The organism is Allobosea sp. P1_A7 (assembly GCF_056406775.1).
In genome coordinates this window covers 1-25,046 of sequence record NZ_JBFTZN010000056.1, presented here as the reverse complement: position 1 = coordinate 25,046, position 25,046 = coordinate 1, and the positions used below count along the sequence as shown (strand labels likewise).

The 25,046-nt window shown below is 66.1% G+C and carries 25 protein-coding genes and 1 pseudogene; 10 read left to right on the top strand and 16 right to left on the bottom strand.

What is annotated here, in order from left to right; translation table 11 throughout:
- A partial coding sequence (locus tag AC1D34_RS12425) for a TlyA family RNA methyltransferase (RefSeq protein WP_476824353.1) occupies positions 1 to 670 on the top strand: 670 nt, incomplete at its 5' end.
- Here AC1D34_RS12425 and AC1D34_RS12420 read toward each other — a convergent pair.
- Positions 662 to 1,105 carry a hypothetical protein gene (locus AC1D34_RS12420; RefSeq protein ID WP_476824352.1) on the bottom strand — a complete coding sequence of 148 codons (444 nt, stop codon included), beginning with the start codon at positions 1,103 to 1,105 and terminating at the stop codon, positions 662 to 664. The two genes, AC1D34_RS12425 and AC1D34_RS12420, sit on opposite strands and share 9 nt — an antisense overlap.
- Before the next feature lie 201 nt (positions 1,106 to 1,306).
- Here AC1D34_RS12420 and AC1D34_RS12415 point away from each other — a divergent pair, with 201 nt between their 5' ends.
- Entirely contained in the window at positions 1,307 to 2,044 is a 738-nt protein-coding gene (locus tag AC1D34_RS12415; protein ID WP_476824351.1) for an SOS response-associated peptidase, read from the top strand.
- A gap of 41 nt (positions 2,045 to 2,085) precedes the next feature.
- Here AC1D34_RS12415 and AC1D34_RS12410 read toward each other — a convergent pair whose 3' ends face one another.
- On the bottom strand, positions 2,086 to 3,492 hold the full coding sequence (locus AC1D34_RS12410; protein ID WP_476824350.1) for an FAD-binding oxidoreductase: 1,407 nt from the start codon (positions 3,490 to 3,492) through the stop codon (positions 2,086 to 2,088).
- Between the two features lie 13 nt (positions 3,493 to 3,505).
- A complete protein-coding gene (locus AC1D34_RS12405; RefSeq protein WP_476824349.1) occupies positions 3,506 to 4,759 on the bottom strand; it encodes a class I SAM-dependent RNA methyltransferase in 1,254 nt (417 codons plus the stop codon).
- 192 nt (positions 4,760 to 4,951) lie between these two features.
- Between AC1D34_RS12405 and AC1D34_RS12400 the strand changes: the two genes are divergently transcribed.
- Together AC1D34_RS12400 and AC1D34_RS12395 are read left to right on the top strand one after the other, a co-directional pair.
- On the top strand, positions 4,952 to 5,998 hold the full coding sequence (locus tag AC1D34_RS12400; protein ID WP_476824348.1) for a cysteine synthase A: 1,047 nt from the start codon (positions 4,952 to 4,954) through the stop codon (positions 5,996 to 5,998).
- Between the two features lie 4 nt (positions 5,999 to 6,002).
- Positions 6,003 to 6,569 carry an ASCH domain-containing protein gene (locus tag AC1D34_RS12395; RefSeq protein WP_476824347.1) on the top strand — a complete coding sequence of 189 codons (567 nt, stop codon included), beginning with the start codon at positions 6,003 to 6,005 and terminating at the stop codon, positions 6,567 to 6,569.
- Between the two features lie 12 nt (positions 6,570 to 6,581).
- On the opposite strand, the gene AC1D34_RS12390 is transcribed toward AC1D34_RS12395, so the two are convergent.
- The 4 genes from AC1D34_RS12390 to AC1D34_RS12375 form a co-directional block, all read right to left on the bottom strand.
- Entirely contained in the window at positions 6,582 to 7,067 is a 486-nt protein-coding gene (locus AC1D34_RS12390; RefSeq protein WP_476824346.1) for a hypothetical protein, read from the bottom strand.
- Positions 7,068 to 7,160: 93 nt separating this feature from the next.
- Positions 7,161 to 8,150, bottom strand: coding sequence for a magnesium transporter CorA family protein (locus tag AC1D34_RS12385; RefSeq protein ID WP_476824345.1), 990 nt, complete (start codon positions 8,148 to 8,150; stop codon positions 7,161 to 7,163).
- 100 nt (positions 8,151 to 8,250) lie between these two features.
- On the bottom strand, positions 8,251 to 9,111 hold the full coding sequence (locus AC1D34_RS12380; protein ID WP_476824344.1) for an SDR family oxidoreductase: 861 nt from the start codon (positions 9,109 to 9,111) through the stop codon (positions 8,251 to 8,253).
- Between the two features lie 14 nt (positions 9,112 to 9,125).
- On the bottom strand, positions 9,126 to 9,986 hold the full coding sequence (locus AC1D34_RS12375; RefSeq protein ID WP_476824343.1) for an SDR family NAD(P)-dependent oxidoreductase: 861 nt from the start codon (positions 9,984 to 9,986) through the stop codon (positions 9,126 to 9,128).
- 77 nt (positions 9,987 to 10,063) lie between these two features.
- Here AC1D34_RS12375 and AC1D34_RS12370 point away from each other — a divergent pair, with 77 nt between their 5' ends.
- Entirely contained in the window at positions 10,064 to 10,852 is a 789-nt protein-coding gene (locus AC1D34_RS12370) for a class I SAM-dependent methyltransferase (RefSeq protein ID WP_476824342.1), read from the top strand.
- A 17-nt stretch (positions 10,853 to 10,869) separates the two neighbouring features.
- On the opposite strand, the gene AC1D34_RS12365 is transcribed toward AC1D34_RS12370, so the two are convergent.
- Positions 10,870 to 12,645: an acyl-CoA dehydrogenase gene (locus AC1D34_RS12365; RefSeq protein ID WP_476824341.1), complete on the bottom strand. Its 1,776-nt coding sequence runs from the start codon at positions 12,643 to 12,645 to the stop codon at positions 10,870 to 10,872.
- Positions 12,646 to 12,807: 162 nt separating this feature from the next.
- Between AC1D34_RS12365 and AC1D34_RS12360 the strand changes: the two genes are divergently transcribed.
- A complete protein-coding gene (locus AC1D34_RS12360; RefSeq protein ID WP_441489011.1) occupies positions 12,808 to 13,806 on the top strand; it encodes an L-threonylcarbamoyladenylate synthase in 999 nt (332 codons plus the stop codon).
- A gap of 70 nt (positions 13,807 to 13,876) precedes the next feature.
- On the top strand, positions 13,877 to 14,782 hold the full coding sequence (locus AC1D34_RS12355; protein ID WP_441489010.1) for a LysR family transcriptional regulator: 906 nt from the start codon (positions 13,877 to 13,879) through the stop codon (positions 14,780 to 14,782).
- Positions 14,783 to 14,886: 104 nt separating this feature from the next.
- Here the strand turns inward: AC1D34_RS12355 and acuI are convergent, their stop codons facing one another.
- Entirely contained in the window at positions 14,887 to 15,873 is a 987-nt protein-coding gene (acuI, locus tag AC1D34_RS12350; protein ID WP_476824340.1) for an acrylyl-CoA reductase (NADPH), read from the bottom strand.
- Between the two features lie 95 nt (positions 15,874 to 15,968).
- Positions 15,969 to 17,204 (bottom strand): MFS transporter, encoded by a 1,236-nt coding sequence (locus AC1D34_RS12345; RefSeq protein WP_441489008.1) that lies wholly within the window; start codon positions 17,202 to 17,204, stop codon positions 15,969 to 15,971.
- Positions 17,205 to 17,506: 302 nt separating this feature from the next.
- Here AC1D34_RS12345 and AC1D34_RS12340 point away from each other — a divergent pair, with 302 nt between their 5' ends.
- The 3 genes from AC1D34_RS12340 (at position 17,507) to AC1D34_RS12330 (ending at position 20,239) form a co-directional block, all read left to right on the top strand.
- Positions 17,507 to 18,763: a cell wall hydrolase gene (locus AC1D34_RS12340; RefSeq protein WP_441489007.1), complete on the top strand. Its 1,257-nt coding sequence runs from the start codon at positions 17,507 to 17,509 to the stop codon at positions 18,761 to 18,763.
- Between the two features lie 323 nt (positions 18,764 to 19,086).
- On the top strand, positions 19,087 to 19,332 hold the full coding sequence (locus tag AC1D34_RS12335; protein WP_476824339.1) for a GDCCVxC domain-containing (seleno)protein: 246 nt from the start codon (positions 19,087 to 19,089) through the stop codon (positions 19,330 to 19,332).
- A 310-nt stretch (positions 19,333 to 19,642) separates the two neighbouring features.
- Positions 19,643 to 20,239 (top strand): hypothetical protein, encoded by a 597-nt coding sequence (locus AC1D34_RS12330; protein WP_441489005.1) that lies wholly within the window; start codon positions 19,643 to 19,645, stop codon positions 20,237 to 20,239.
- Between the two features lie 83 nt (positions 20,240 to 20,322).
- Here the strand turns inward: AC1D34_RS12330 and nadC are convergent, their stop codons facing one another.
- The 6 genes and pseudogenes from nadC to AC1D34_RS12300 all read right to left on the bottom strand — a co-directional run.
- Positions 20,323 to 21,177 carry a carboxylating nicotinate-nucleotide diphosphorylase gene (nadC, locus tag AC1D34_RS12325; protein WP_476824338.1) on the bottom strand — a complete coding sequence of 285 codons (855 nt, stop codon included), beginning with the start codon at positions 21,175 to 21,177 and terminating at the stop codon, positions 20,323 to 20,325.
- 13 nt (positions 21,178 to 21,190) lie between these two features.
- Complete coding sequence (locus tag AC1D34_RS12320) at positions 21,191 to 22,750, bottom strand: L-aspartate oxidase (protein WP_476824337.1); 1,560 nt, start codon at positions 22,748 to 22,750, stop codon at positions 21,191 to 21,193.
- 54 nt (positions 22,751 to 22,804) lie between these two features.
- Positions 22,805 to 23,908 carry a quinolinate synthase NadA gene (gene nadA / locus AC1D34_RS12315; RefSeq protein WP_441489002.1) on the bottom strand — a complete coding sequence of 368 codons (1,104 nt, stop codon included), beginning with the start codon at positions 23,906 to 23,908 and terminating at the stop codon, positions 22,805 to 22,807.
- A gap of 179 nt (positions 23,909 to 24,087) precedes the next feature.
- A complete protein-coding gene (locus AC1D34_RS12310) occupies positions 24,088 to 24,357 on the bottom strand; it encodes a hypothetical protein (RefSeq protein WP_476824336.1) in 270 nt (89 codons plus the stop codon).
- 8 nt (positions 24,358 to 24,365) lie between these two features.
- Entirely contained in the window at positions 24,366 to 24,638 is a 273-nt protein-coding gene (gene infA, locus AC1D34_RS12305; protein ID WP_054207590.1) for a translation initiation factor IF-1, read from the bottom strand.
- An 83-nt stretch (positions 24,639 to 24,721) separates the two neighbouring features.
- Positions 24,722 to 25,046 (bottom strand): annotated as a pseudogene (locus tag AC1D34_RS12300) (hypothetical protein); the annotation flags it as partial.

Genomic DNA, 25,046 nt, shown 5'->3' with positions numbered 1-25,046 from the left:
GGCACAGGCGGCGATTGCTGCGGGCCTCGTCTCGGCGGGCGGCGTCACCGTGCGAAAAGCCTCTGACATGATCGCGCGCGATGCCGAGATCCTGGCCGAGGCACCGCATCCCTATGTCTCGCGTGGCGGCCTCAAGCTGGCGGCCGCGCTCGATGCCTTCGGCTTCGATCCGGCCGGGCTGACCTGCGTCGATGTCGGCGCCTCTACCGGTGGCTTCACCGACGTCCTGCTCCGGCGGGGCGCGAGCCACGTGTTCGCCGTCGATGTCGGGCGGGACCAGCTTCATCCCAGCCTGAGAGGCCTTGCGCGCGTCACCAGCCTCGAAGCGCGCGATATCCGGGCGTTGGCGGCGGGARAATTTGCCCCGGCTCCCGCGCTCGCCGTGATCGATGTCAGCTTCATCTCGCTGAGGCTTGTCCTGCCGACCGTTGCCGGCCTGTTGACGCCCGAGGCCCGGATCGCGGCGCTGATCAAGCCGCAATTTGAAGCCGGACGAGCGGCGCTCAAGAAGGGCGTGGTGCGCGATGAAGCCGTGCACGCCCAGGTCTGCGCGGAGATTTCGACGCTGTTCGCGAAACTGGGCTTCGCGGTCAGCGGCCCGATCCCCTCACCGATCGAGGGCGGCGACGGCAATCGCGAGTTTCTGATTGGCGGCTACCGGTCAGGTTAGATCAAACCGCAGACCACTTTTCGGGCCGATGCTTAGGGCGCTAACTSAGTTCGCGAACAGGGCGTCGATATTGCTCTGCAGTGAGCGGACATCGAAGTCGTCGGTGTCGATCTGGCCGTTGACGTTGATGAAGAGCGTGGTGTGACCGATCAGACTGCGCAACGCTTCAGCTGCGACCTCGACGACTGCCGCGACGTCCTCGCCTTCATCCAGATCCCCGAGCAGCGCGGTCGCCGCAGCGATCAACTGGCTCATGGTGCGGCAGAGCTCTTCGAAAGCCTCGATCTGACGAGCGTCGAGCTGGTCGTAGGCAGCAAGCGCCTCCGGTGCGCAGCGCAGCCGCGAGGTCTGGAAATGCTCGCGATAGCCAACGGCCCGCCAGCTGCGGAGCTCCTCGATGGTGCCGCGATCCATCGGCACCATTTCGATCAGCATCAGCGCTTCGCCATAGCGATTGAGATAGTCGGTCGAGAGCGGGGGCTTCCCGGTCGGACCCAGCCGTTCATCCGCGTCAACGGCCAGCGCTCTCATCGCGGGGGCGGTCATCCTCAGGCCTCTGAATTGGCGGGACTATGCTCGACCAAACCCGAATAAAGTGTTGATCCGAGCGGTAAGGCTTGGCACATCCAGCGCGACATGTGTGGTCGCTACGCCATTACCCTTCCGCCTCAGGCGATGCGCGAACACTTCGCCTATCCCGAGCAGCCCAATTTTCCGCCGCGCTACAACATCGCGCCCACGCAGCCCGTGCCTGTCATCCGCAATCACGAAGGCAGACGACAGTTCCTGCTGATGCGCTGGGGCTTCATTCCCGGCTGGGTCAAGGACACCAGGGACTTTCCGCTGGTGATCAATATCCGCAGCGAGAGCGCACGCGAGAAACCGTCCTTTCGCGCTGCTTTCAGCCGCAGGCGCTGCCTGATGCCGGTCGACGGCTTCTATGAATGGCATCGGCTCGACAAGGAGAGCCGCCCCTATCTGTTCCGCAAGCCGGATCACGGCCTCTTTGCCTTCGCCGCCCTGTGGGAGACTTGGCATTCGCAGGACGGCTCCGAGATCGACACGGTTGCGATGGTCACCGGTCCGGCCAACGGCCTGATGTCAGCCTTCCACCACCGCTGCCCCGTCATCCTCGCACCTGCGGATCACGCAGCCTGGCTCGATGCCAGCGCGCGCGACGACGATGTCGCAACGCTGCTGAAGCCTCCGGCGGAGGATTTGCTGGAAGCGGTCCGGATCGGGACCGCGGTGAACCGGGTCAGCAATGACGGGCCTGAAGTCCAGGCCCCCTATGACGCGGCAACGGAAAACCGGGCACCGCCCGCAAAGCCGCGCCGGCCGGTGGAGCCACCGGCGCAGGGGAGCCTGTTCTGAGCAGCGTGCCCGTCTGCAGCCAAGCCTGACGGGCTGTCGTCTTACAGCACGGCGCCGGGGTTCAGGATGCCCTGCGGGTCGAGCGTCGCCTTCAATGTCTTCATCAGCGCGAGTTCGACCGGATCCTTCACGCTCGGGAGCAAGTAGCGCTTGAGCCGGCCAATGCCGTGCTCGGCCGAGATCGAGCCATGCATCTCGGTGACGATGGCATGGACGGCGCGATTGATCTCATTCCAGCGCGCCAGGAAGGCCTCCTTGTCGGCCCCGACCGGCTGGCTGACATTGAAATGGATATTGCCGTCGCCAAGATGACCGAAGGGCACCGCGCGGCAGCCGGGGATCATCGCCTCGACCGTCGCAATGGCGCGAGCCAGGAAATCCGCCGTTGCGTGCAACGGCACGGAAATGTCGTGCTTGATCGAGCCGCCCTCGAAACGCTGCACCTCCGACAGCATCTCGCGCAGCTTCCAGAAATCCTTGCGCTGTTCCAGCGAGCCGGCCAGCGCGGCATCGGTGATCAGGCCGTTTTCCAGTGCCTCGCCCAGGAAGGATTCGACAGCCTCATTGAGACCGACCGCGCTTTGAGCCGAAACCTCCATCAGCACGTACCAGGGCGACGGCTCCGAAAGCGGGTCACGGGTGCCGGCCGCATGGCGCAGCACGAATTCAAGCCCGATGCGCGGCATGAGTTCGAAGGTCGTCAATGTGCCGCCCGCGCCGGCCTTGGCGGCGTTGAGCAAGGCCAGCGCCTCCGCCGGCCCCGGCAGCGCAAGGAAGGCCGTGGCGCGCGCCGCGGGAAGCGGGAAGAGCTTGAGCACCGCAGCGGTGATGACGCCGAGCGTTCCTTCGGCTCCGATGAAGAGGTTCTTCAGGTCGTAGCCGGTATTGTCCTTGCGGAGTTGCCTGAGCCCGTTCCAGATGCGGCCGTCAGCCAGCACAACCTCGAGCCCCATGCAGAGCTCACGAGCATTGCCATAAGCGATCACGGCGGTGCCACCGGCATTGGTCGAGAGATTGCCGCCAATGGTGCAAGTGCCCTCCGAGGCGAGCGAGAGCGGGAAGAGCCGTCCGGCCGCTTCAGCCGCCTCCTGCGCACGCTGGAGCGTAACCCCGGCCTCGACGATCATGGTGTCGCCTTCGGCATCGACGGCACGAACCTTGTCGAGCCGCTGCAGCGAGAGAATGATCTCACGCCCGTCGGCAACCGGGATCTGCCCCCCGACAAGCCCGGTATTCCCGCCCTGCGGCACCAGCGTCGTCCCGGTCTCGGCTGCAAGCCTGACGATCGCCGCGACCTCCTCGGTCGAGCCCGGCCGCACGACTGCCGTCGCCTGGCCGCGAAACAGATCCCGCCATTCCTTGAGATAGGGCAGCATCGCATCAGGCTCGGCGATGATGTTGCGCGCGCCGACGATGCCGGCCATCCGGTCCAGAACTTGAGCGCTCATAGGGTCTCCGGGGTCACTTCTTGCCTGAGCGCCGAAACCGGGCGACCAGCTCTATGTGAGCGGAATACCGGAACTGGTCGACCGGCGTGACACCGTCCAGCGCATATCCGCCCGCGACCAGAAGCGCCGCGTCGCGTGCGAAGCTCCCGGCATCGCAGGAGACATAGACGACGGTCGCGACCTTGGACGCGGCCAGCCGCTTCACCTGCGCCTCCGCGCCTGCGCGAGGCGGATCGAGCACCACCGCATCGAAGCCGTTCAGCTCGGACTCAAGCAGAGGCCGGCGAAAGAGATCGCGTTGCTCGCCCGTGACGGCCTTCAGCCCTTGCGTTGCGCTCGCGGCCCTGAGCAAAGCCTGCACGGCTGCCTTGTCGCTCTCCAGCGCATGAACCTGCGCCTTCTCCGCCAGCCGGAAGGTGAAAGGTCCGCATCCCGCGAAAAGATCCGCCACGCGCTTCACCTTCGGCAGCGCATCGACGACGAGCGCAGCGAGACGCTCCTCACCTTCCGCCGTCGCCTGGAGAAAACCGCCGGGGCCGGGCGCAACATAGGCTCGCCCCATGGCCTGCAAAGGCGGGCGGCGCTCGACGATTACATCGCCATGCATGGCGAGCCGGGCGAGATCGAGCCGTTGGGCCACCTCAGTCAGGGTCAGGCGCAGCTTGCCTCCGGCAGGGCCGTGGCCGCGAATATCGACATCGAGCCCGGCCTCGGAGGTCGTAACCTGAAGGTCAAGCGGCTTGTTCGAGCCCCCCAGCCGGTTGGCGAGCAGCTGCGCGACGGCAGGAGCGCGCGCAAGGCCGGGAGCCAGCACCGGACAGGCCTCGACGGCAATGAGGTCATGACTGCGGGCCATCATGAAGCCGACCATCATGCCCGCGCCTTCGCGCCGGGCGTGGAAGGTCACACGGCGCCGACCCACTCCATGCGCATCGACCACCGCCGCTACCGGCGCATCGATCCCGACACGGGCGAGCGCGGTCACGATCTGCTGCCGCTTCCAGTCCTGATAGAGTGCCGGAGGCATATGCTGCGCCGCGCAGCCGCCGCAGCGGGTAAAGAGCGGGCAGATCGCCGCCACCCGCGATTCAGCGGGCGCCAGGATCTCGACGAGTTGCGCGCGGTCGCCATCGCGAACGACCCGCACCGTCTCCCCGGGCAGGGTATAGGGCACGAAGACCGCCCCTTGGGACGTCTCGGCAATGCCGTCGCCGCGCTGGCCGAGATGCGCGATCGTGAGGGTTTCGTTCATGGCGAGAATGGACATGCGGATTTACGTTTGTGACCTTCGGTTTAGGTTCGCCTATCAGGTTGAACCGAAAGAGGGAAATTCGGTCGCCCAATCCACGCAATTCGAAAAATTCTTCCCGTGAAACGAGAAGAAAATTCTCTATCTTGACGTGCAGCGCCGCTCCGGCCCGACCGGAGACGCGTCTCGGCCCGAGGAGCGATTTCCATCATGACGATCCGCAACGGTGTCATCGAAGCCATCGGCAACACGCCCCTGATCAAGCTCAAGCGTGCCTCGGAGATGACCGGTTGCACGATCCTGGGGAAGGCCGAGTTCATGAACCCGGGGCAATCCGTCAAGGACCGCGCCGCCCTCGCGATCATACGCGATGCCGAGGCGCGCGGCCTCCTGAAACCCGGCGGCGTGATCGTCGAAGGCACGGCCGGCAATACCGGCATCGGGCTTGCCCTCGTCGGCAATGCACTTGGGTACCGCTCGGTGATCGTGATCCCCGAGACGCAGTCGCAGGAAAAGAAGGACATGCTGCGGCTTGCCGGCGCGACGCTGGTCGAGGTGCCTGCGGTCGGCTACGCCAATCCCAATAATTACGTCAAGGTCTCGGGCCGTCTCGCCGAGGAACTGGCGAAGAGTGAGCCGAACGGCGCGATTTGGGCCAACCAGTTCGACAACATCGCCAATCGGCAGGGGCATATCGAGACGACCGGGCCGGAGATCTGGCGACAGACCGACGGCAAGGTCGACGGCTTCATCTGCGCGGTCGGCACCGGCGGCACGCTTGCCGGCGCCGCGATCGCGCTGAAGGGTTTCAACCCAAAGATCCGCATCGGCCTTGCCGATCCGATGGGGGCGGCCCTGCATTCCTGGTTCACGACCGGCGAATTGAAGGCGGAAGGCTCCTCGATCACAGAGGGCATCGGTCAGGGCCGGATCACCCGGAATATCGAGGGCGCTCCGATCGACGTCTCCTTCCAGATCCCTGATGAGGAGGCGATCCCGCTCGTCTTCGAACTGCTGGAGCATGAAGGGCTTTGCCTCGGCGGTTCTTCCGGCATCAATGTCGCCGGCGCGATCAGGCTGGCAAAKGAGATGGGTCCGGGCCACACCATCGTGACCATCCTCGCCGATTACGGCACACGCTATCAGTCAAAGCTGTTCAATCCGGAATTCCTGCGCTCGAAGGGCCTGCCCGTTCCTGGCTGGCTGACGCGCGACAGCGAGGGCCTCAAGGACGTGATGGCCCGCGTGCTGGCGTGACACCGTGTTGCTGAACCGCAGGACATTGGATGCCATCGCAGCCGGGCGCGTCACGCTTGTGTTCCGCCGCTGGCGCCGGCCCAGCGTCAGGGCGGGCGGCACGCTCCTGACGAGCATCGGCCTGCTGGCGATCGAGGAGGTCGAACCGGTCGCGGAGATCAGCGAGGACGACGCGCGTGCCGCAGGACATGACACGCGTGAAAGCCTGCTTGCAGAGCTTTCGAGCCGCGAGGGCCAGCTCTACCGGATCCGCCTGCGGCTTGCCGGGCCAGATCCACGCATCGCCTTGCGGGCGGAGGCCGAGCTTGGCGAGCCGGAGATGCACGACATCGAAACGCGCCTCATGCGCCTCGACACGCGCCGGGCCTGGACGCTGGCGACGCTCGCGCTGATCGCGGCTCATCCGGCACGGCGCGCACCAGAGCTTGCGGCACTGCTTGGCAGGGAAACCCTTCCGTTCAAGCAGGATGTGCGCAAACTCAAGGCGCTCGGGCTGACGGAAAGCCTGACGAGCGGCTATCGTCTGTCGCCGCGCGGAGAGGCGCTGCTCCAGCGCCTCTCGCCCCGGTGACGGAGCAGCGATCTACTGGATCGGCTTGACGCTGCTCATGATCGTGTCGATCGCCTTGCCATGCTTCGTGCGCTCCTCATCGGAGCCCCAGAGCGTCAGCATGATCATGCGGTTCTTGTAGGCCGACATCATGATGAACTCGACTGTCGTCGGCCCGTTGTCGTCGCTGGTTTCGAACTGGAAGATGGTCGCAGGAATGCCATTCAGAGGCGCCTCGGCCTTCTTCGGCGGCACCTTCTTGATGTTGTTCTCCTTCATCCACTTCTCGTTATTGTCCAGCATCGCTTCGACATCGCGGGCGCTGGCATATTCGACGGAGAAGAAGACGTCCTTGCCGGGAGACTGGGCGGAGTAGCCATAGGCGATCTCCTCGGTGGCCCAATTGTCCGGCACGGTGATGGTGACGGCAGGATCCTTGTCGGGAACCGCGAAATTGCGCGCATGGGCCGATGTCGCGAGCACGCCCAGAAGGGCGACCGCCGCCAGAATTCGCTTCATGTGATGTTGGTCCAAGGAAGCTTCCGGCACAGCGCCTGGAAAGCCCCTGACCTTTGGCCATTATCGCGGGCCGGGCAATCTTCAATCCGGGCGTCAGAGCCACTTTTTCCAGCGGAATAAGACATAGGGCACCACGGCCGCGACGATCATCATGCCGACCGCGATCGGGTATCCGAACTGCCAATCCAATTCCGGCATCGTCTTGAAGTTCATGCCGTAGACCGAGGCGATCAGCGTCGGCGGCATCAGCGCGACAGCAACGACCGAGAACAGCTTGATGATCTTGTTCTGCTCGATGCTGACAAGGCCGAGCGTGGCATCGAGCATGAATTGCAGCTTGTTCGAGAGGAAGGTCGCGTGCTCCTCGATGGCCTGAACGTCGCGGATCGAGGTCCGCCACTCCGGCGCAAAACCACTCGCGGCCTTTTTCGGCCGCTTGTAATTGGCCGACAGGAAGAGCAGCACGCGCTCGATCGCCACCATGCTCTCGCGCACATTCGAGATGATGTGCTCGTACTGGCCGATCTTCTGGATCACGCCCTGATAGGCGCTGCCCTGCTCGACCTCGGCCGCCTTGCCGTCGAAGACCCGGCGCGAGGCACCGTCGATCTTGTCGCCGACGCCGCGCAGCACCTCGGCGGCCCGGTCGACGATGGCCTCGATCAACCCTTCCATGATGGCTTCGGGCTGCATGCCGCAGCCGCCCGGCTTGGCGACGCGGTTGAGAAAGATGCCGAATGCGCCGGGCTCGTCATAGCGCACCGTCACCAGCGCCTTCTCGGTCAGGATGAAGGTGACGTCCGCCAGCTTGGGGACGTTGCTATCCGACTGGCAGATCACCCGAGCCGTCATGTAATGCGCGCCGTTCTCGGTATAGATGATCTCGGACGGCTCGAGGTCATGCATCTCCTCGCGCGTCGGGATCGAGATCCCGAGATGGGCCTCGACCCGCTTGTCGTCCGTGGAGGTCGGATTGAGGAGATCGATCCAGACGGCTCCCACCGGGATCGGCTCATCCTGCGAGAGCGGGCGATGGGCCAACCGGTCGCCATGGTCGGGGCAGATGCTGTGGATCAGGAGCATAGGGGAGCGACTCGTCGGCAGCCGACAGGCCGCTTTGCTGCAGGGCAGGAACTCCAAGCCACCAACGATGTCAAACCGATGACGCGCCTTGCGGCGCGCTTCACACCCCGCCCTTCACACCGGCTGGCGGCTTGCTGTCGGCGGGCACGAAGAAGTCCGGCATCAGCGGCACTGACGGATCGACGCGGTAGGCCGAAAAGTYGGTGACGCCTTCGCCGGCCATGAAGCTGTCGTCGATCAGGAAATTGCCGGAAAACTGCCGCGACGACTTCAGGAAAATCATATGCGCGGCATCGGCCAGGATCTCGGGCGTGCGGCTCGCCTGCACCATCTTGTCGCCGCCGAGCAGATTCTGGACGGCCGCGGTCGCGATGGTGGTGCGGGGCCAGAGTGCGTTGACCGCGATGCCCTTCGGGGCGAGTTCGCCGGCCAGGCCCAGCACGCACAGGCTCATGCCGTATTTCGCGATGGAATAGGCGAGATGCGGCGCGAACCAGTGCGTCTTCATGTCGAGCGGCGGCGAGAGCATCAGGATATGCGGGTTCTCCGCCTTCTCCAGATGCGGGATCGCATATTTCGAGACCATGAAGGTGCCGCGCGTGTTGATCTGGTGCATCAAATCGAAGCGCTTCATGTCGGTCATCTGCGTGTTGGTCAGATTGATCGCGCTCGCATTGTTCACGACGATGTCGATGCCGCCGAAGGTGGCTGCCGTCTTGGCAATGGCGTCCGCGACCGCAGCCTCATCGCGCACATCGACCATCAGCGGCAGGCATTTTCCGCCGGCGGCCTCGATTTCGGCGGCGGCGGTATGGATCGTGCCCGGCAGCTTCGGATGCGGCTCGGCCGTCTTCGCGGCAATGGTGACATTGGCGCCGTCGCGGGCCGCCTTGAGCGCGATCGCGAGCCCGATGCCGCGCGAGCCGCCGGTGATGAAGAGCGTCTTGTTCTTGAGCGACATGGTCTCTCTCCCTCTCAATCTGGAATGGTGAAACGGGCCGGCTGAGTGCCGTCCTGATCGGTGAAGCCATAGGCTCGCGCGAGATCGGCAACATGCAGCACGGTCCCGGCGTGCCGGCTGGCATCGGGATCGGCGGCGAGCGCGGCGACGGCCCGGCCGGCATAGAGTGGCGTCTCCGTCGTCTCGGCCGCCATGCCGGCATCCTGCACGCGCTCGGTCAGGACATGGCCGGGCGAGAGGCCGAGCGCGGTGACACCGTAAGGCCTGAGTTCCTGCGCCATGGCGAAGGTCAGCCGGTTCATCGCAGCCTTGGCGAGATCGTAGACGACATCGCCGAGATAGCCCGCACCGGTATCGAAACCCACGGTTACGATCAGCCCCTTGCGCATCTGGACCATGGCCGGCGCAACGGCCTTCGCCAGCAGGAGCTGCGCATAGACGCCACTCTCGAAGCCCTGGCCCAGCCGTGCAGCCGGGCGGCGCCAGAACGGCGTGCCAAAGGCCGATCCGTCGGGGTACCTGTCGCCGTCATAGCCCTCATTGCCGCCCCAGACCGCATCGACGACGCAATCGAGCCGGCCGAAGCGTCGCAGAGCCCAGGAGACAAGCTGATCGACCTCGCGCTCCTGCGTATGGTCGCAGCGATAGGGATGCCCTTTGCCGCCGGCCGCCTCGACCTCGCGCGCCGTGTCCTCAAAAGTCTCCGGCCGCTGGTCCGTGCGGGGGCCGGCCTCGCTGGAGCGGCCGGTAACGATGACGGTTGCCCCTGCTTCGCCCAGGGCCCGCGCGATGCCGCGCCCCAGGCCGCGCGAGGCTCCCGCAACGAGGCAGATGCGGCTAGCGAGCGGCGCTGCCGCAAGGTCGGCGCCGGTCACCACCGGAGCGACAATTCCGGTAGCGCAGACATCGGCAATCCTCTAGACGAACCGTCCCCCGAATCAGGAGAGCCGGAATGGACAGCGCAGACGTCGCCGCCTGCTGGGAGGCCAATGCCGAAACCTGGACGCGCCATGCGCGCGCCGGCTACGACCTTTATCGGGATGCCCAGAACACGCCGGCTTTCATGGCGAACCTGCCCTCCGTCATCGGGCTCGAGGGCCTCGATATCGGCTGCGGCGAAGGCACCAACACCCGCGGGATTGCGCAGGCCGGCGCCCGGATGACCGGCATCGATATCGCGCCGACCTTCATTCGGCACGCACAGGAGGCGGAAGCTGCCGCTCCACTCGGCATCTCCTACCAAGTCGCCGACGGCATGGATCCGCCCTTCGCCGACGGGAGTTTCGATTTCGCAACCGCCTTCATGTCCCTGATGGATATGCCGCGGCAGGATCGCGTCCTGGCCGGAGCCGAGCGCGTTCTGCGCCCCGGCGGCTTCCTGCAATTCTCCATCCTGCATCCCTGTTTCGCCACGCCACTCCGCCGGGTGCTGCGCGACGAGAACGGCACCGTGCTCGGGATCGAGGTGCGCGAGTATTTCCGCGCCACCAATGGCGAGATCGAGACCTGGCGCTTCGGGGCTGCGCCGGCGCATGAGAAGGCCAAGGTCGAGCCGTTCAAGGTGCCACGCTTCCATCGCACGCTGAGCGACTGGATCAACCTCCTCATCACGACTGGCTTCACCATCGAGCATATGCACGAGCCGACTGTCGACGCGGAAACCGCGGCGCGCGAGCCCTATCTTGCGGATACCCGCGTCGCGCCGCTGTTCCTGCACCTGCGCGTGCGCAAGGCCGGCTGAGGCGCACGGCACCCCGCTCACGCGGCGAAGACCATGTCGGCCTCGGTCACGGCGCCAGCGCCTTCCGTCACGGCGAGTTCCAGCCCCGGGGCCTCGATGGCGCCATGCTCGGCAAAGAAGCGGGCCGTAGCCACGGCTGCGGCGCCGGTTTCCTCGGCACGCATGGCAAGCGCCTTCTTCGCCAGCCCGGTTCCGCCCTGCGCCAGGGCGAAGAGCTTGAGATAGGGCGTCGCGCCGGCGAGCACCTCGGCGGGTTTCGCCCCCATGGTCGCGAGCATCCATTCGGTTGCGCGCTCCAGCGCGTCGACTGCGCTCTTCAGCCGCTCGGCGGTGCGGCCGAAGCCGGGCGTGTTGGCCGCCGCAACCTCGTCCGCCACGCCCCGCATCTCGGCGATCAACGCCCTGACGGCATCGCCGCCGGAGAGCGGCAGCTTGCGCTGCACGAGATCGATCGCCTGGATGCCGTTGGTCCCCTCATAGATCGTGGCGATGCGGGCATCGCGCAGATGCTGGGCCGCGCCGGTCTCCTCGACATAGCCCATGCCGCCATGGACCTGGATGCCTGTCGAGGCGACTTCGACGCCGATATCCGTCGCATAGGCCTTCGCCACCGGCGTTAGAATCGCGGTTCGTTCGGCGGCCTGCTTGCGCTTGCCGATATCGGTCTCGCGATGCGAACGATCGAGCGCTTCCGCGACCATGTAGGAAATCGCACGCGCCGCCTGCGTCTTGGCCCGCATCTCCATCAGCATGCGGCGAATGTCGGGATGCACGATGATCGGGCTCATCGGCGCGCCCTTCGGCGCATCGAGTGCCGCGCCCTGCTTGCGTTCATGCGCGAAGGCGAGCGCCTGCTGATAGGCCCGCTCGGCGATGGCGACGCCCTGGAGCGCCACGTTCAGCCGGGCGTTGTTCATCATCGTGAACATGCAGGCGAGGCCACGGTTCTCCTCGCCGATCAGCCAACCGATCGCTCCGCCATTGTCGCCATAGGCCATCGAGCAGGTCGGTGAGGCATGGATGCCGAGCTTGTGCTCGATGCCGGAGCAGCGCAGGTCGTTATGGGCGCCGAGCGTTCCATCTGCGTTGACGAGGTATTTCGGCACGAGGAAGAGCGAGATGCCGCGTGTGCCGGGAGGCGCATCGGGCAGCCGGGCGAGGACGAGATGCACGATGTTCTCGGTCATGTCGTGCTCGCCATAGGTGATGAAGATCTTCTGGCCGGTGATGCGATAGGTGCCGTCCCCGGCGCGCTCGGCCTTCGAGCGCAGCGCGTTGAGGTCGGAGCCGGCCTGCGGTTCGGTGAGGTTCATCGTGCCCATCCACTCGCCGGAGACGAGCTTGGCGAGATAGGTCTCCTTCAGCTCCGCCGAGCCATGGGCATGCAGTGCCTCGATCGCACCGACGGTGAGCAGCGGGCCAAGCGCGAAGGCGAAGGCGGCAGAATTCCACATCTCGGTGCAGGCCGACTGCACCAGCGCCGGCAGGCCCTGCCCGCCATAGGCCTCCGGCGCCGGCAGTGCGTTCCAGCCAGCCTCGGCCCAGGCCTTGTAGGCCTCCTTCCAGCCGGGCGGCGTGGTCACCGCGCCATCCCTCAGCGTTGAACCGACCTTGTCGCCGACCATATTGAGCGGCGCGATCACATCGCCCGCAAATTTCGCCGCCTCGCCGAGGATCGCTTCGGTCATTCCGCCGTCGAGCTCGGGGGCCAGGCCATCGGCAACGAGCCGGTCCAGCCCTGCCACATGGCGCAAGGTGGCGACGATGTCCTCGACCGGGGCGCGATAGCTCATGGCCTTCTCCCTGAATGCCCTGCCCGCCTGGCAATGTGCCGGCGCAAGGTCTGCTGCCGTCGTTATGCGTTGACGGCGATGTTAGCGGCGAACTATCCCCTTCGCCACGCGCCAGCCTCACGACTTTCCGCCATACGCACTGCCGCGCAACACAGTTTATATATGAACCATTCCAGGTCAACGGGCTCCGGGATACGTCCGACCCGCATTCTGCAGGCCGATGCCGAAGGCATTGCCGAGGCCGCGCGCCTGCTGCGCGCCGGAGGCCTCGTCGCGCTGCCGACGGAGACCGTCTATGGATTGGCGGCCGACGCGACATCCGGCCACGCCGTCGCCGGCATCTATGCGGCAAAGGAGCGGCCGAGCTTCAATCCGCTGATCTCGCATCTGCCGAGCGTCGAGGCTGCACGGCGCGAAGGCCTGTTCGATGCCAATGCGCTGGCACTGGCAAAGGCCTTCTGGCCCGGGCCCCTGACGCTGGTGGTGCCGGCTTCGTCCGCCTGCCAGGTCAGCGAGCTGGCACGCGCCGGGCTTGCCTCCGTCGCGTTGCGCGTGCCGTCGCATCCGCTCGCCCATGCCATTCTCGAAGCGGCCGGACGCCCGATCGCGGCGCCCTCCGCCAACCGGTCGGGCCGGGTCAGCGCCACCAGCGCAGAGCATGTGCTGGCCGATCTCGATGGCCGGATCGATGCCGTGGTCGATGCCGGGCCGGCCGAGGTCGGTGTCGAGTCGACGATCATCGCCTGCCTCGATGGGGCGCCCAGGCTGCTTCGACCGGGCGGCGTCTCCCGCGCGGCGATCGAGGGCGTGATCGGCCGCCCGCTGGTGCTCGCCGGCGAGGCTGGCGCCGCACCGATTTCGCCCGGACTGCTCGCCTCGCATTACGCGCCCGCTGCCGCGGTGCGGCTGGACGCCGAAGCGCCCCGCACCGGAGAAGCCTGGCTCGGCTTCGGACCGGAGCCAGCGGGCTTCGTCGCGCCGGCGATTTCGCTCAACCTGAGCCCGCGCGGCGATCTCGCGGAAGCTGCAGCCAATCTCTTCGGCTACATGCGCCAGCTCGATGCGCAGGGCCCCAAGGCGATTGCGATCGCATCGGTGCCCGCGCACGGCCTCGGGGAAGCCATCAACGACCGATTGAGGCGCGCTGCGGCACCGCGCTGAGCCCCGCAAACAGCGCCTTGCAATTGCGCAAGATATCGCGATGCTGCCGCCGCAACCGGAGCCTGCGTCGATGAAGTCCAATCTCGCCTGGGATGATTTCAGGCTGGTCAAGGCGATCGCCGATCACGGCGGGCTGACGGGTGCGGCTGCTGCTCTCGGGGTCAATCATTCCACCGTGTTCCGCCGGCTCGGGCAGATCGAGGAACAGCTCGGCCTGCCCCTCTTCGAACGCCACAAGACGGGCTATGTCGCTACCTGCGCCGGCGAAGAGATGGCCGTCCTGGCGAGCCGCATGGAGGAGGATGTCACCGCCTTCGACCGCCGCCTGGCCGGGCGCGATGTCGCTCCTTCCGGCGAGGTCCGCGTCACCACGACCGACACGCTCTTCCTCAACATGCTGCTGCCGATCTTCGCGGCGTTCCGCCAGGCGCATCCGGCGATCCGGCTGGATGTCGCCATCGGCTACCAGACGCTCAACCTCTCGAAGCGCGATGCCGATGTTGCGATCCGGGCCAGCGATTCGCCCGGGGAAACGCTGGTCGGGCGCCGGCTCGCGACGCTGAACTGGGCGATCTATGGCCGCAGCGAGGACGGGCTCACCTCGGAGGAAGCCGCCGATCCTGCCGTTCTCTTCGAACGGGACTGGGTCACACTCGGCGACCAGCTCGGTTATGTGAAGGCGGCACGCCATGTCCGCGACCATGTCGCGCCGGAGCGGATCGCGCTCAAATGCTCGGCCGTACTCGGCCTCACCGAAGCCGTCGAACAGGGGATCGGCATCGGCCCCCTGCCCTGCTTCATCGCCGATCAGCGCCCCAGCCTGACGCGCCTGACGGCGCCCAATCCGGATTTCTCGACGGGGCTATGGATCCTGACCCATCCCGATATCCGCAACGCGCCGCGGGTGCGTGCCTTCATGGACTTTTGCGGAAACGAACTCGCGAAGCACCGCGGCCTGATCGAAGGGACGGGGTGAGCCTTGGATCGCCGTGCGTCCTACCGGACGCAATGTGGCGATCCCTCTCTTTGCGTAGCATCGGACTTTTCCGAAAGGTGGATTCCACTTTTCGGTCCGGGGCTCTAGCCCACCTCGACCACCACCCRGCCCCGCACCTTGCCCTCGACGATCGCCTTACCGGTCTCGATCACGCTCTCCAACGGAATCGTCGAGGTCATGGCAGCAAGCTTGTCGCGATCGAGATCGGAAGCCAGCCGCGCCCAGGCCTCGAGCCGGCGTAGTTTCGGGCACATCACCGAATCGACTCCGAGCAGCGAGACGCCTCGCAGGATGAAGGGTGCAACCGAAGCCGGCAGATCCATGCCCTGGGCCAGCCCGCAGGCGGCAACGGCGCCGCCATAGCGGGTCATCGCCAGCAGATTGGCGAGCGTATGCGAGCCAACCGCGTCGACGCCGGCGATCCAGCGCTCCTTGGCCAGCGGCTTGCCGGGGTTGGAGAGCTCATTGCGGTCGATGATCTCGGCTGCGCCGAGGCCCTTGAGATAGTCGGCCTCCTCGGCGCGGCYGGTCGAGGCGATGACATGCCAGCCCGCCTTCGCCAAAAGCGCGATTGCGACTGAGCCGACGCCGCCGGCGGCACCGGTGACCACGACCGGGCCGTCAGCGGGTTTCAGCCCGTGCTTCTCCAGCGCCAGCACGCAGAGCATCGCGGTGTAGCCCGCGGTACCGATCGCCATGGCGTCGGCCGGGGTCATGCCGGCCGGCAGCGGCACCAGCCAGTCACCCTTGACCCGGCTCTTCTGGGCATAGGCGCCAAGATGGGTCTCACCCGTGCCCCAGCCATCCAGGATGACGAGATCGCCCGGCTTGAAATCGGGGTGGCTGGAGGTCTCAACCCGGCCGGAGAAATCGATCCCGGGAATCATCGGCCAGCGCCGGATCACCGGCGCCTTGCCAGTGATCGCGAGCCCGTCCTTGTAGTTCACGGTCGAGTGCGTGACGCGGACGGTGACGTCACCCTCCATCAGATCGGCTTCGGCGAAATCCGTAAAGGCGAGGTTCGGGCCGGTTTCGCCCTTCGTCGCGACGAGCGCCTTAAAGCTGGACATGCATCACTCCTGTCGTGCCAACTGGTCACGGCAGGAGTGGAACGAGCCCGGGCAATCCGCAAGGCGCAAGCATGTGCGCCTTTGCCTCGTCCCGATCAGGCGGGCTGCGGCACCGCGCGCGTCACAGGCTTCTCGACGATCGGCAGGTTGATCAGGGCGGAGGCGACGCCCAGAGCGACCGAAAGCCACCAGACGATCTCGTAGGAGCCGGTGCGCTCATAGAGGATGCCACCGAGAAGCACGCCGAGGAAACCGCCGACCTGATGCGAAAAGAAGGCGAAGCCATAGAGCATCGCCATGTATTTCGTGCCGAACATCAGCATGACCAGCGAGGAGGTCGGCGGCACGGTCGAGAGCCAGAACAGGCCGATCACGACGCCGAAGGCCAGCGCGGTGGCCGGGCTTGCCGGCAGCAGGATGAAGGCCGCGATGGCAACCGCCCGCCCCAGATAGATCCAGGCCAGCAAATGGCGCTTCGGCATGCGGGAGGTCAGCCAGCCGGAGCCGAGAGAACCCGCCGCATTCGCGAGACCGATCACGGCAAGTGTCCAGCCGCCGACCCAGGCGGGCATTCCCGCATCCTTGAGATAGGCCGGCATATGCGCGGTGATGAAGGCGAGCTGGAAGCCGCAGGTGAAGAAGCCGAGCACGAGCAGGACGTAACTGCGATGCTTGAAGGCCTCCGTCAGGGCCTGCGTGACGCTCTGGTTCGGCAGGTTGACGGCCGAAGCAACCTGCCTGGCCTCTCCGGTCTTGCGCGTTCCCAGCATGATGGCGAGCGGCATCACCAGCAGCACCGAGCCGGCGAAGACGACAAGCGCCTGATGCCAGCCGATCTGCTCGATCATGATGTTGCCGATCGGCGGGAACAGGAACTGGCCGAAGGAGCCGGCCGCGGTCCCGGCACCGAATGCCATCGGGCGCCATTGCTCCGGCAGCAGCTTCCCGAAGGCAGCCAGCACGAGATTGAACGAACAGGCCGAAAGGCCGAAGCCGATCAGCACACCGGCGCCGAGATGCATCGTCATCGGCGTCGTGGCATAGGCCATGACGACGAGGCCGGCGGCATAGAGCAACGCACCGAAGCACAGCACCCGCACCGTACCGAACCGGTCGGCCACGGCGCCGGCAAAGGGAGCGCCGAGGCCCCAGAGCAGGTTCTGCAGGGCAATGGCGATACTGAACGTGTCGCGCCCCCAGCCGAATTCCAGCGTCATCGGGATCTGGAACAGACCGGCGCTGGCGCGGGGGCCGAAGGTGATCAGCGCGATCAGACAGCCGGCAGCGACGACGATTTCAGGCGCGTATCTGCGCCCAGTGGCCGCACTCATTGGGAGCTCCGACAATAGGACAGAAGGAGAGCAAGTTTAAACGTGTGGCTGCACGTTATCGTTTCGTCCCGCGCCGCAACAATGTCTTTTCGTGAAATTCCACATCACGGCCGCACATGGAACGCGGGTCGCCGAAGAACGCGCGCCTGAGCGCGGCATTAACCGGCTCTCAACCCTACCGGATGGATAACGGGATCGTCGAAAAGCGCGCCTTGGCTGCGCGGCCGACCCCCGGTGTTGTCAAGGCGGGCAGAGCGTTGAGTCAGTTGCGGTTACGGCGTCGCACGAGGCGAATCAGGGCGTTGGGTCTGAAATGGGCCCTGGCCACGGTCGCGCCCTGGGCGCTGTCCGTCGGGCTGCTGGTTTCCTTCACCGCATCCGCCGGGCAAAATCACGACGGCGACGCAATTCCCTATTCCATGCTGCGGCGCGCGGCGCCCTCGCCCGAATCCGTGCTCGAGGAAGGCCCTTCGATGCTGGTTGCGGCCAGCGCCTTCCGCCTGCCGGGCCTCACGCTGTCATCCTCGATCCAACAGGCTCATCTCTCCTTCGACGACCCCGAACGGCGTATCGCCATCGATCCGCGCCAGCCGCGCGAGGACATGAAGCGCACGGCAAGCGCCTTCCCCGAGGTCGACCGCAGCGCCAAGGGCGACCTGCTGCCGGGCCTGCGCCCGGGCCTGACGCTTACCCCGCAGCCACGCGAGCTCGAACGTGTCGTCTTCGGCGACAACCAGCCGGGCCTGATTTCGGGCGGCTTTGCGCTCGACGCCGTGCGCGAGGGCGAAAGCAGCGACGGTCCGCAAGTGGGGTTCGAGCCCTATGCCAATGACGAGGGACTGACCGACCCAGCCCTCTCGGACTCCTCGCCGAGCTCGCCGAAGCGGATCATCACCTCGCCGCGGGAAGCCGAGCTGAAGCTTGAGAGCATCGACGGCTCGACCCCCTCGGTTCCGCCCCCCTCGGCACAGTCCTCGTCGACTCCGACCGTGAACTACAGCGTCGCCACGATCGCGCGGACGACCCCGCCGGCCGTGGCCGCCGCACGGCCCGCCGCCAGCGGCAAGGCCGCCGCTCCCGCAACCAGCGTCGCGCGCAAGAGCGATCCGGGGCCGAAACAGATCTATACCGGGCTGATCCTGCCGGAGAACATGGCGCGCGAGCAGCGCTGCCTCGCCGAAGCCGTCTATTTCGAGGCTCGTTCGGAATCCGAGGAAGGCCGGGCTGCGGTCGCGCAGGTCGTGCTCAACCGGGTGAAGAGCGGGCTTTATCCGGACTCGGTCTGCGGCGTGGTCTACCAGAACCGGAACCGCTACCTCGCCTGCCAGTTCACCTTCGCCTGCGAGGGCAAGTCGCTGCGAATCACCGAGCCCGAGCCGTGGCGCGCCTCCGTGCGCATCGCACGCGAGGTCTTTGAGGGCACGACCTATCTCGCGGATGTCGGCGCCTCCACGCATTACCACGCGGACTATGTTCGGCCGTACTGGGCCAAGAAGCTGAAGAAAATGGACGTGATCGGCCGGCACGTCTTCTATCAGCTGAGGCCGGGCCAGACTTAGTCTATCCTGAATTTTCAACCGCGGGCCCTGACTCCAAACAGATTGAATACCGGGCTTGTTTGCGAGAATGCGGGGTCTTGGCTTGCGGGAGCGAGGCTGCATCGAGGCACCTCTGGCCGGCCCGGAGGTCACCCCACGGGCGGGCCCCCTGCCCTGGAAACCTCTGTCGGCTCCATGAGGGTGCTCAGCGAAAGCCCCTGCGCCAGGACCTGATCCTTCCGGGCAGCACCAGGCAGGACGCTCATGAAAGTCATCCTGTCAGCTTGACCCGGCCCGTCGCTTGGAATTGCATCTATGATGCCTCAGAACCGCGCGTGAATTGAATGCAGCTTCAGTCCCTGATTACCTGCCCGCATTGCGGACACGCGGCGGCCGAGACGATGCCGACCGACGCCTGCCAGTTCTTCTACGAATGCAAGGGATGCGGCGCATTGCTCCGGCCGAAGCAGGGCGATTGCTGCGTGTTCTGTTCCTATGGCTCGRTTCCCTGCCCACCCATTCAGGAGGCTGTGAACGGAGGATCCGGCAACTTGTCCTGCTGCGCCTCTCCTGGTCCGAGCGGAACGTGATCTGAGCCCGGGGGATACAGCCCGAAGCTGCGTCCATCTCGGCTGCACGCTGAACGAAATCGTTCTTGCCACCGTGCCCGGCCGGGACTTGCGGCCCGCTCTACCCTTGAGCCGGGAGGCTTCCGCTGCGTAGGGCTCGCCGGCCTGCTGCCTTTGCATTCCAATTCAGTATTCGAGGCCTTGCCGGACGCGCCGGATCATGGTTAATTTTACCTTGTTTTCGCGTTTACCTTGCGTTCATCACTGCCGGCTGGCTTTCTGCCTCCAACACGGCGGCGCCAGGACGCCGCCGGGGAGGTCGGAGTCAGACATGCGAGGCAAGGTGTTTTCCGCTTCCGCATTGGCCGCTTCGGTGGCTGCGGCCGCGCTGCTGCTCGGCGCCCAGGGCGCCCAGGCTGGCGGTGGCTGCTATGGCTCCGCCTGCTACACGCTGCAGCAGTCGCCCCCGGTCTATGGCACGATCAACGAGACCTATGTCGCGCGCCCGGCCCAGACGCAGTCGCGCATCATTCCGGCCGAATATGAATACGTCACCGAGCAGGTGATGGTGCATCCGCAGCGGGTCATCCCGCGCTATCGCCCGGCCCAGTACAGCACGGTTGCCGAACAGGTCCTGATCTCACCGGCGGGGCGTCGCTGGGAGGTGAGCCGCGATCTCTATGGCAATGTCACCGGTTGCTGGGTCGACGTGCCGGCGCGCTTCGGCATCCAGCAGCGCACGGTCGAGATCAGCCCGGCGAGCACCGATTACGAGACGCTGCCCGCGGTCTATGGCCAGCGTCAGCGCAAGGTCATGGTGCGCCAGACGCAGGTCGTGCACGAGACGATCCCCGCTCTCTACGAAACGCGCCAGCGCCAGGTGCTGATGAGCCCCGGCTCGCAATACTGGGCGCGCGGCCGCTATTGAGTTCACGCCTACCGAGAGTTTAGACGCAGACCCTTTTAACCACGGAAATGACCTTACGCCCCGGCTTCGGCCGGGGCTTTTTTTCATGCGATCTCGATATCGAGCCCGAGGTCGAGCACGCTGGCGGAATGGGTCAGGGCGCCCACCGAGATCATGTCGACGCCGGTCGCCGCAATCGCCGCGACAGTGTCGAGCGTGATGCCGCCGGAGGCCTCGACCTTCATGCGGCCGCCGACCATCGCAACGCCCGTGATCAGATCGGCAACGGACATGTTGTCGAGCATGACGATGTCGGCGCCTTCGACGAGGACCTCCTCGAGCTGGGCCAGGGTATCGACCTCGATCTCGATCTTGACGAAGTTACCGGCCTGGCGCTTGGCCGCCTGCAGCGCCGGGCGGATGCCGCCGGCGACGGCGACATGGTTGTCCTTGATCAGGATGGCGTCATCGAGCCCATAGCGATGGTTGCCGGCGCCGCCGCAGCGAACGGCGTATTTCTCGAACGCGCGCAGGCCTGGCGTGGTCTTGCGGGTGTCGACGATCATCGCCTTCGTGCCCGCGGCCTTGGCTACATAGGCCGCTGCCAGTGTAGCGATGCCCGAGAGCCGACCCATGTAATTCAAGGCGACACGCTCTGCCGAGAGGACGGAGCGGGCCTCCCCCTCGATGCGAGCCACAATGGCGCCGGGTTCGAGCCTGTCGCCATCCGACATGGCGGCCTCGAAGCGAACCGACGGGTCGTATTGCCGGAAGGTTTCGCGGGCGAAGGGCAGCCCGGCAACGATGCCGCTCTTGCGCGCGGCGATCACCGCGCTTGCCCGCTTGCCGGCCGGAATCGTCGCAAGGGTGGTGATGTCACCGGCTCGGCCGAGATCCTCGATCAGAGCGGCACGCACCGCTTCGGTGATGAGCAGGGGATTGAGGACGGCTTGGCTCACGTCGGGCTCCGGATCAGGACAGGGCGCGGCGCGCGGCAGGCGGCGCCGATAATGTCAGCTTGCTGCGCGTCGCCAGCGCCGTGCTGGCGTGCGGAAAATCGCTGCGCCAATGGCCGCCACGGCTCTCGCGCCGGGCAAGTGCGGCTGCAACGATGATGAGGGCGGCACTCGCCATGTTGACGAGCGTCGAACTGTCCGCAGCCTCGGCAATGGCCTGGAGCTGACGCGACGCGGCAAGCAGCCCTGCCCCGTCACGCACCACGCCTGCCCTTTCCGACATGATCGCGCGCAAGCGCTCGATCGCGCGCTGGTCCGCGGCCGTCGGCAGACAGGCCGCCGTGCCGCTCATGCGGACCGGCTTCCCCCTGGCTTTCATCACCAACGGGCGGCCCTTCAGGTGCTCGGCGACACGTGCGCCGAAAACCACCGCCTCCAGAAGGGAATTCGAGGCGAGCCTGTTGGCACCATGCAGGCCGGTGCTGGCCACTTCACCGGCGGCATAAAGGCCGGGAAGCGTCGTGTAACCATGAGCGTCCGTCGCCACACCACCCATGTGGTAGTGCTCGGCCGGCGCCACCGGCATGAGCTCGGTCGCTGGATCGATGCCCGCCTTGCGGCAGGCGGCGGTGACGGCGGGAAAGCGCTCGGAAAACTCCGCGCCGATCGCCGCCCTTGCATCGAGGAAGGCACCGCGCCCGGCCGCGATCTCGGCGAAGACGGCGCGCGCCACGATATCGCGTGGGGCGAGCTCGGCGTCCTTGTGGGCAGCCAGCATGAACCGCTCGCCAGCGGCATTGACGAGAATGCCGCCATCGCCCCGGATCGCTTCGGTCGCCAGCGGGGCGGGATCGAGCCCGAGCGCCAGCGCGGTTGGATGAAACTGCACGAACTCCGCATCGGCAATCGTCGCGCCGGCGCGTGCCGCCATGGCCAGTCCTTCGCCACGCGCCTCCGCCGGGTTCGTGGTCAGCGCGTAGAGATGGCCGATGCCTCCCGTGGCCAACACGGTCGCGACAGCATGAAATCGCGTCGCCTCGCGCGCCGCCCCGTGCTCGCCGCGCGCCAGCACGCCCGTGCAGGCGCCATCCGACAGAAGCAGGTCCTCGGCAATGAACCCTTCCCGGACGGTGATCGAAGGCGTCTGCCGCACCGCCGCAATCAGCGCCTGCATGATCGCGGCGCCGGCACCATCGCCGCCGACGCGGACGACGCGATGCTCCGAATGGGCGGCCTCGCGCGATTGCAAGAGGCGCCCGGCGAGATCGCGATCGAAGGGGACGCCATAGGACAGAAGATCATGGACGCGTTCGGCAGCCTCATTGGCAACCATGCGCGCGACGGCCTCGTCGACGATGCCGGCACCCGCCGCGATCGTATCGGCAGCGTGTTTGCCGGCCGTGTCGCCCTCGGACATCGCCGCGGCAATGCCGCCTTGCGCCCAGCTCGAGGAAGAGCCCTCGCCGAGGGGGCGCGGCGCCAGCACCGTGCAGGGCAGCGGCGCCAGTTTCAGGGCCGTGAACAGCCCCGCCAGCCCGCCGCCGACGATGAGGATATCCGCTTGGATGTCAGGCATGAGGGCCAATCCGCCGCCAGGGCCCCTCCCCCTGGGGGGAGAGGCATGCAGGCTTTACATCGTCAGGTTGACCATGCGCTCGACCGAGCGGCGGGCCTTCTCGGCCATCGCCGGATCGATCACCACCTCGTGCTGCATATAGACCAGCGATTCGAGGATCTTGGGCAGGGTGATGCGCTTCATATGCGGGCAGAGATTGCAGGGCCGTACGAATTCGACGCCCTTCGTCTCGGCTGCAACATTGTCCGCCATCGAGCATTCGGTGACGAGCAGGACGCGGCCCGGCAGCTCATGCTTGACCCAGTCGATCATCCCCTTGGTCGAACCGGCGTAATCGGCAACGGCGACGACCTCCGGCGGGCATTCCGGATGGGCAACGATCTTGATGCTCGGATCGGCCTCGCGGTAGCGCACGAGCTCTTCGGCGGTGAAGCGCTCATGCACCTCGCAGGCGCCGGCCCAGGAGATGATCTTCACCTTGGTCTGCGCCGCGACGTTCTTCGCCAGATACTGGTCAGGCACGAAGATGACTTCCGGCACGCCCAGGCTCTCGACCACCTGCACGGCATTCGAGGAGGTGCAGCAGATATCGACCTCCGCCTTCACATCGGCCGAGGTGTTGACATAGGCGACGACCGGACGGCCGGGGTAGCGCTCGCGCAACAGGCGGATATCGGCGCCCGTGATCGAAGAGGCCAGCGAGCAGCCGGCCTTCATGTCCGGCATCAGCACGATCTTTTCGGGGCTGAGCAGCTTCGAGGTCTCGGCCATGAAATGCACGCCGCCCTGCACAATGACCTCTGCCTTGGTCTTCGAGGCCACCTTGGCGAGCTGCAAGGAGTCGCCGACGATGTCGGAGACACAATGGAAGATCTCCGGCGTCATGTAGTTATGGCCGAGGATGACCGCGTTGCGGACCTGCTTCAGCTCGTTGATCGCCTTGATCGTCGGCGCGAAGAAGGGCCACTCCACTGCCGGAATGACGGCCTTGACCTTCTCGTAGAGATGCGCCGTCGCCGCCTCGACCTCAGGCGTCCAGGTCAGGTCGGGCATCGGCAGTGGCCGGAAGCGCGGATCGTCCCTGCGGCGCGCGACAGTGACCGGGGCGACAGCGTTGTCGGCCTCGAAGCCCCGAGACTTTTCCAAGCCCAAAGACATGGCATCCTCCTCATCCCTGCGATGCCGGAGCTCCGCTCCGGGTCGCCGCCGGCCTGTTGCTAGCCAGCTATGCTCGTTTTGAGCATAAGGATATTAGCACGTCTCCCCGATGCTGACCAGCACTCGGCATCCCGCGCCAGCGCGCGGTCCTTCATGTGTTTGGGGAATATGGCAGGCAGTCAGGCGATGCCGCCGGTGACCAGCGCCAGGACGCCAAGACCGAGCACGAAGGCCAGGATCCGGGCGGGCATCCCGACAAGGGCGCCGGGAGGGCGGCCCGTCACGAAACCAAAGACGACTTCGATGAGGCCGAGCCCGATCAGGACGAACAGATAGCGCGGGAAAGCTGCCGATCCCGCCAGCCATCCAATGTGAGCCGCGAGTGCGACAAGGCCTCCGAGGCCTGCGCCTACAGCGAGGAAGAACAGTTCAACCCGGCTGAAGCGCATGCTGCGGCTCAGCGCCGACGGAAGTTCTGATTGCGCGGCGGCCCACCCGGAGCCGGTCCCGCCGTCTTCTGACGGAAGTTGATGCGGCCACGATCAAGATCATAAGGCGACATCTCGACGACGACCCGGTCTCCGGCGATCGTGCGGATGCGGTTCTTCTTCATCTTGCCGGCCGCGTAGGCCAGGATCACATGGTCATTGTCGAGCTTCACCCGATAGTTTCCATCGGGCAGCACCTCGACCACCGTGCCGTCGAACTCGAGAAGTTCTTCTTTCGCCATTCCTTGGTCCTTCTTCTGCGCCTTGGGCGGACGACCGGATCAGAGGGATCCGCCGGCCCGATCGTCCCCTGGCTATCCGCGCGTCAGTTCGCGCGGCGCCGGGCGCCGCCATTGCGACGTTGCTCTGTTCTTTGCTGCAAGAACGCGACGCCGCCAAGTCCTTCCTTGCCGGCAACGCTGTCTTTTCGCGCCGAAGGCGCCTCAGTGCGCTGCGGCGGACGGTCATTGCGCGGTGTCTCGCTGCGCTGACCGCCGGCATGCTGGGGCTTGCCCGCCTGCTGCGGCTTCGCGCCCTGGCGCTGGCCCTGCGGCCGGCCATGATCGCGCCCGCCACCGGAGCCCTGGCCATTGCGGCCGCGACCCTGGTTCTGCGGCGGCTTCTTGGGCGTGCGGCCATCCCAGTGCGGC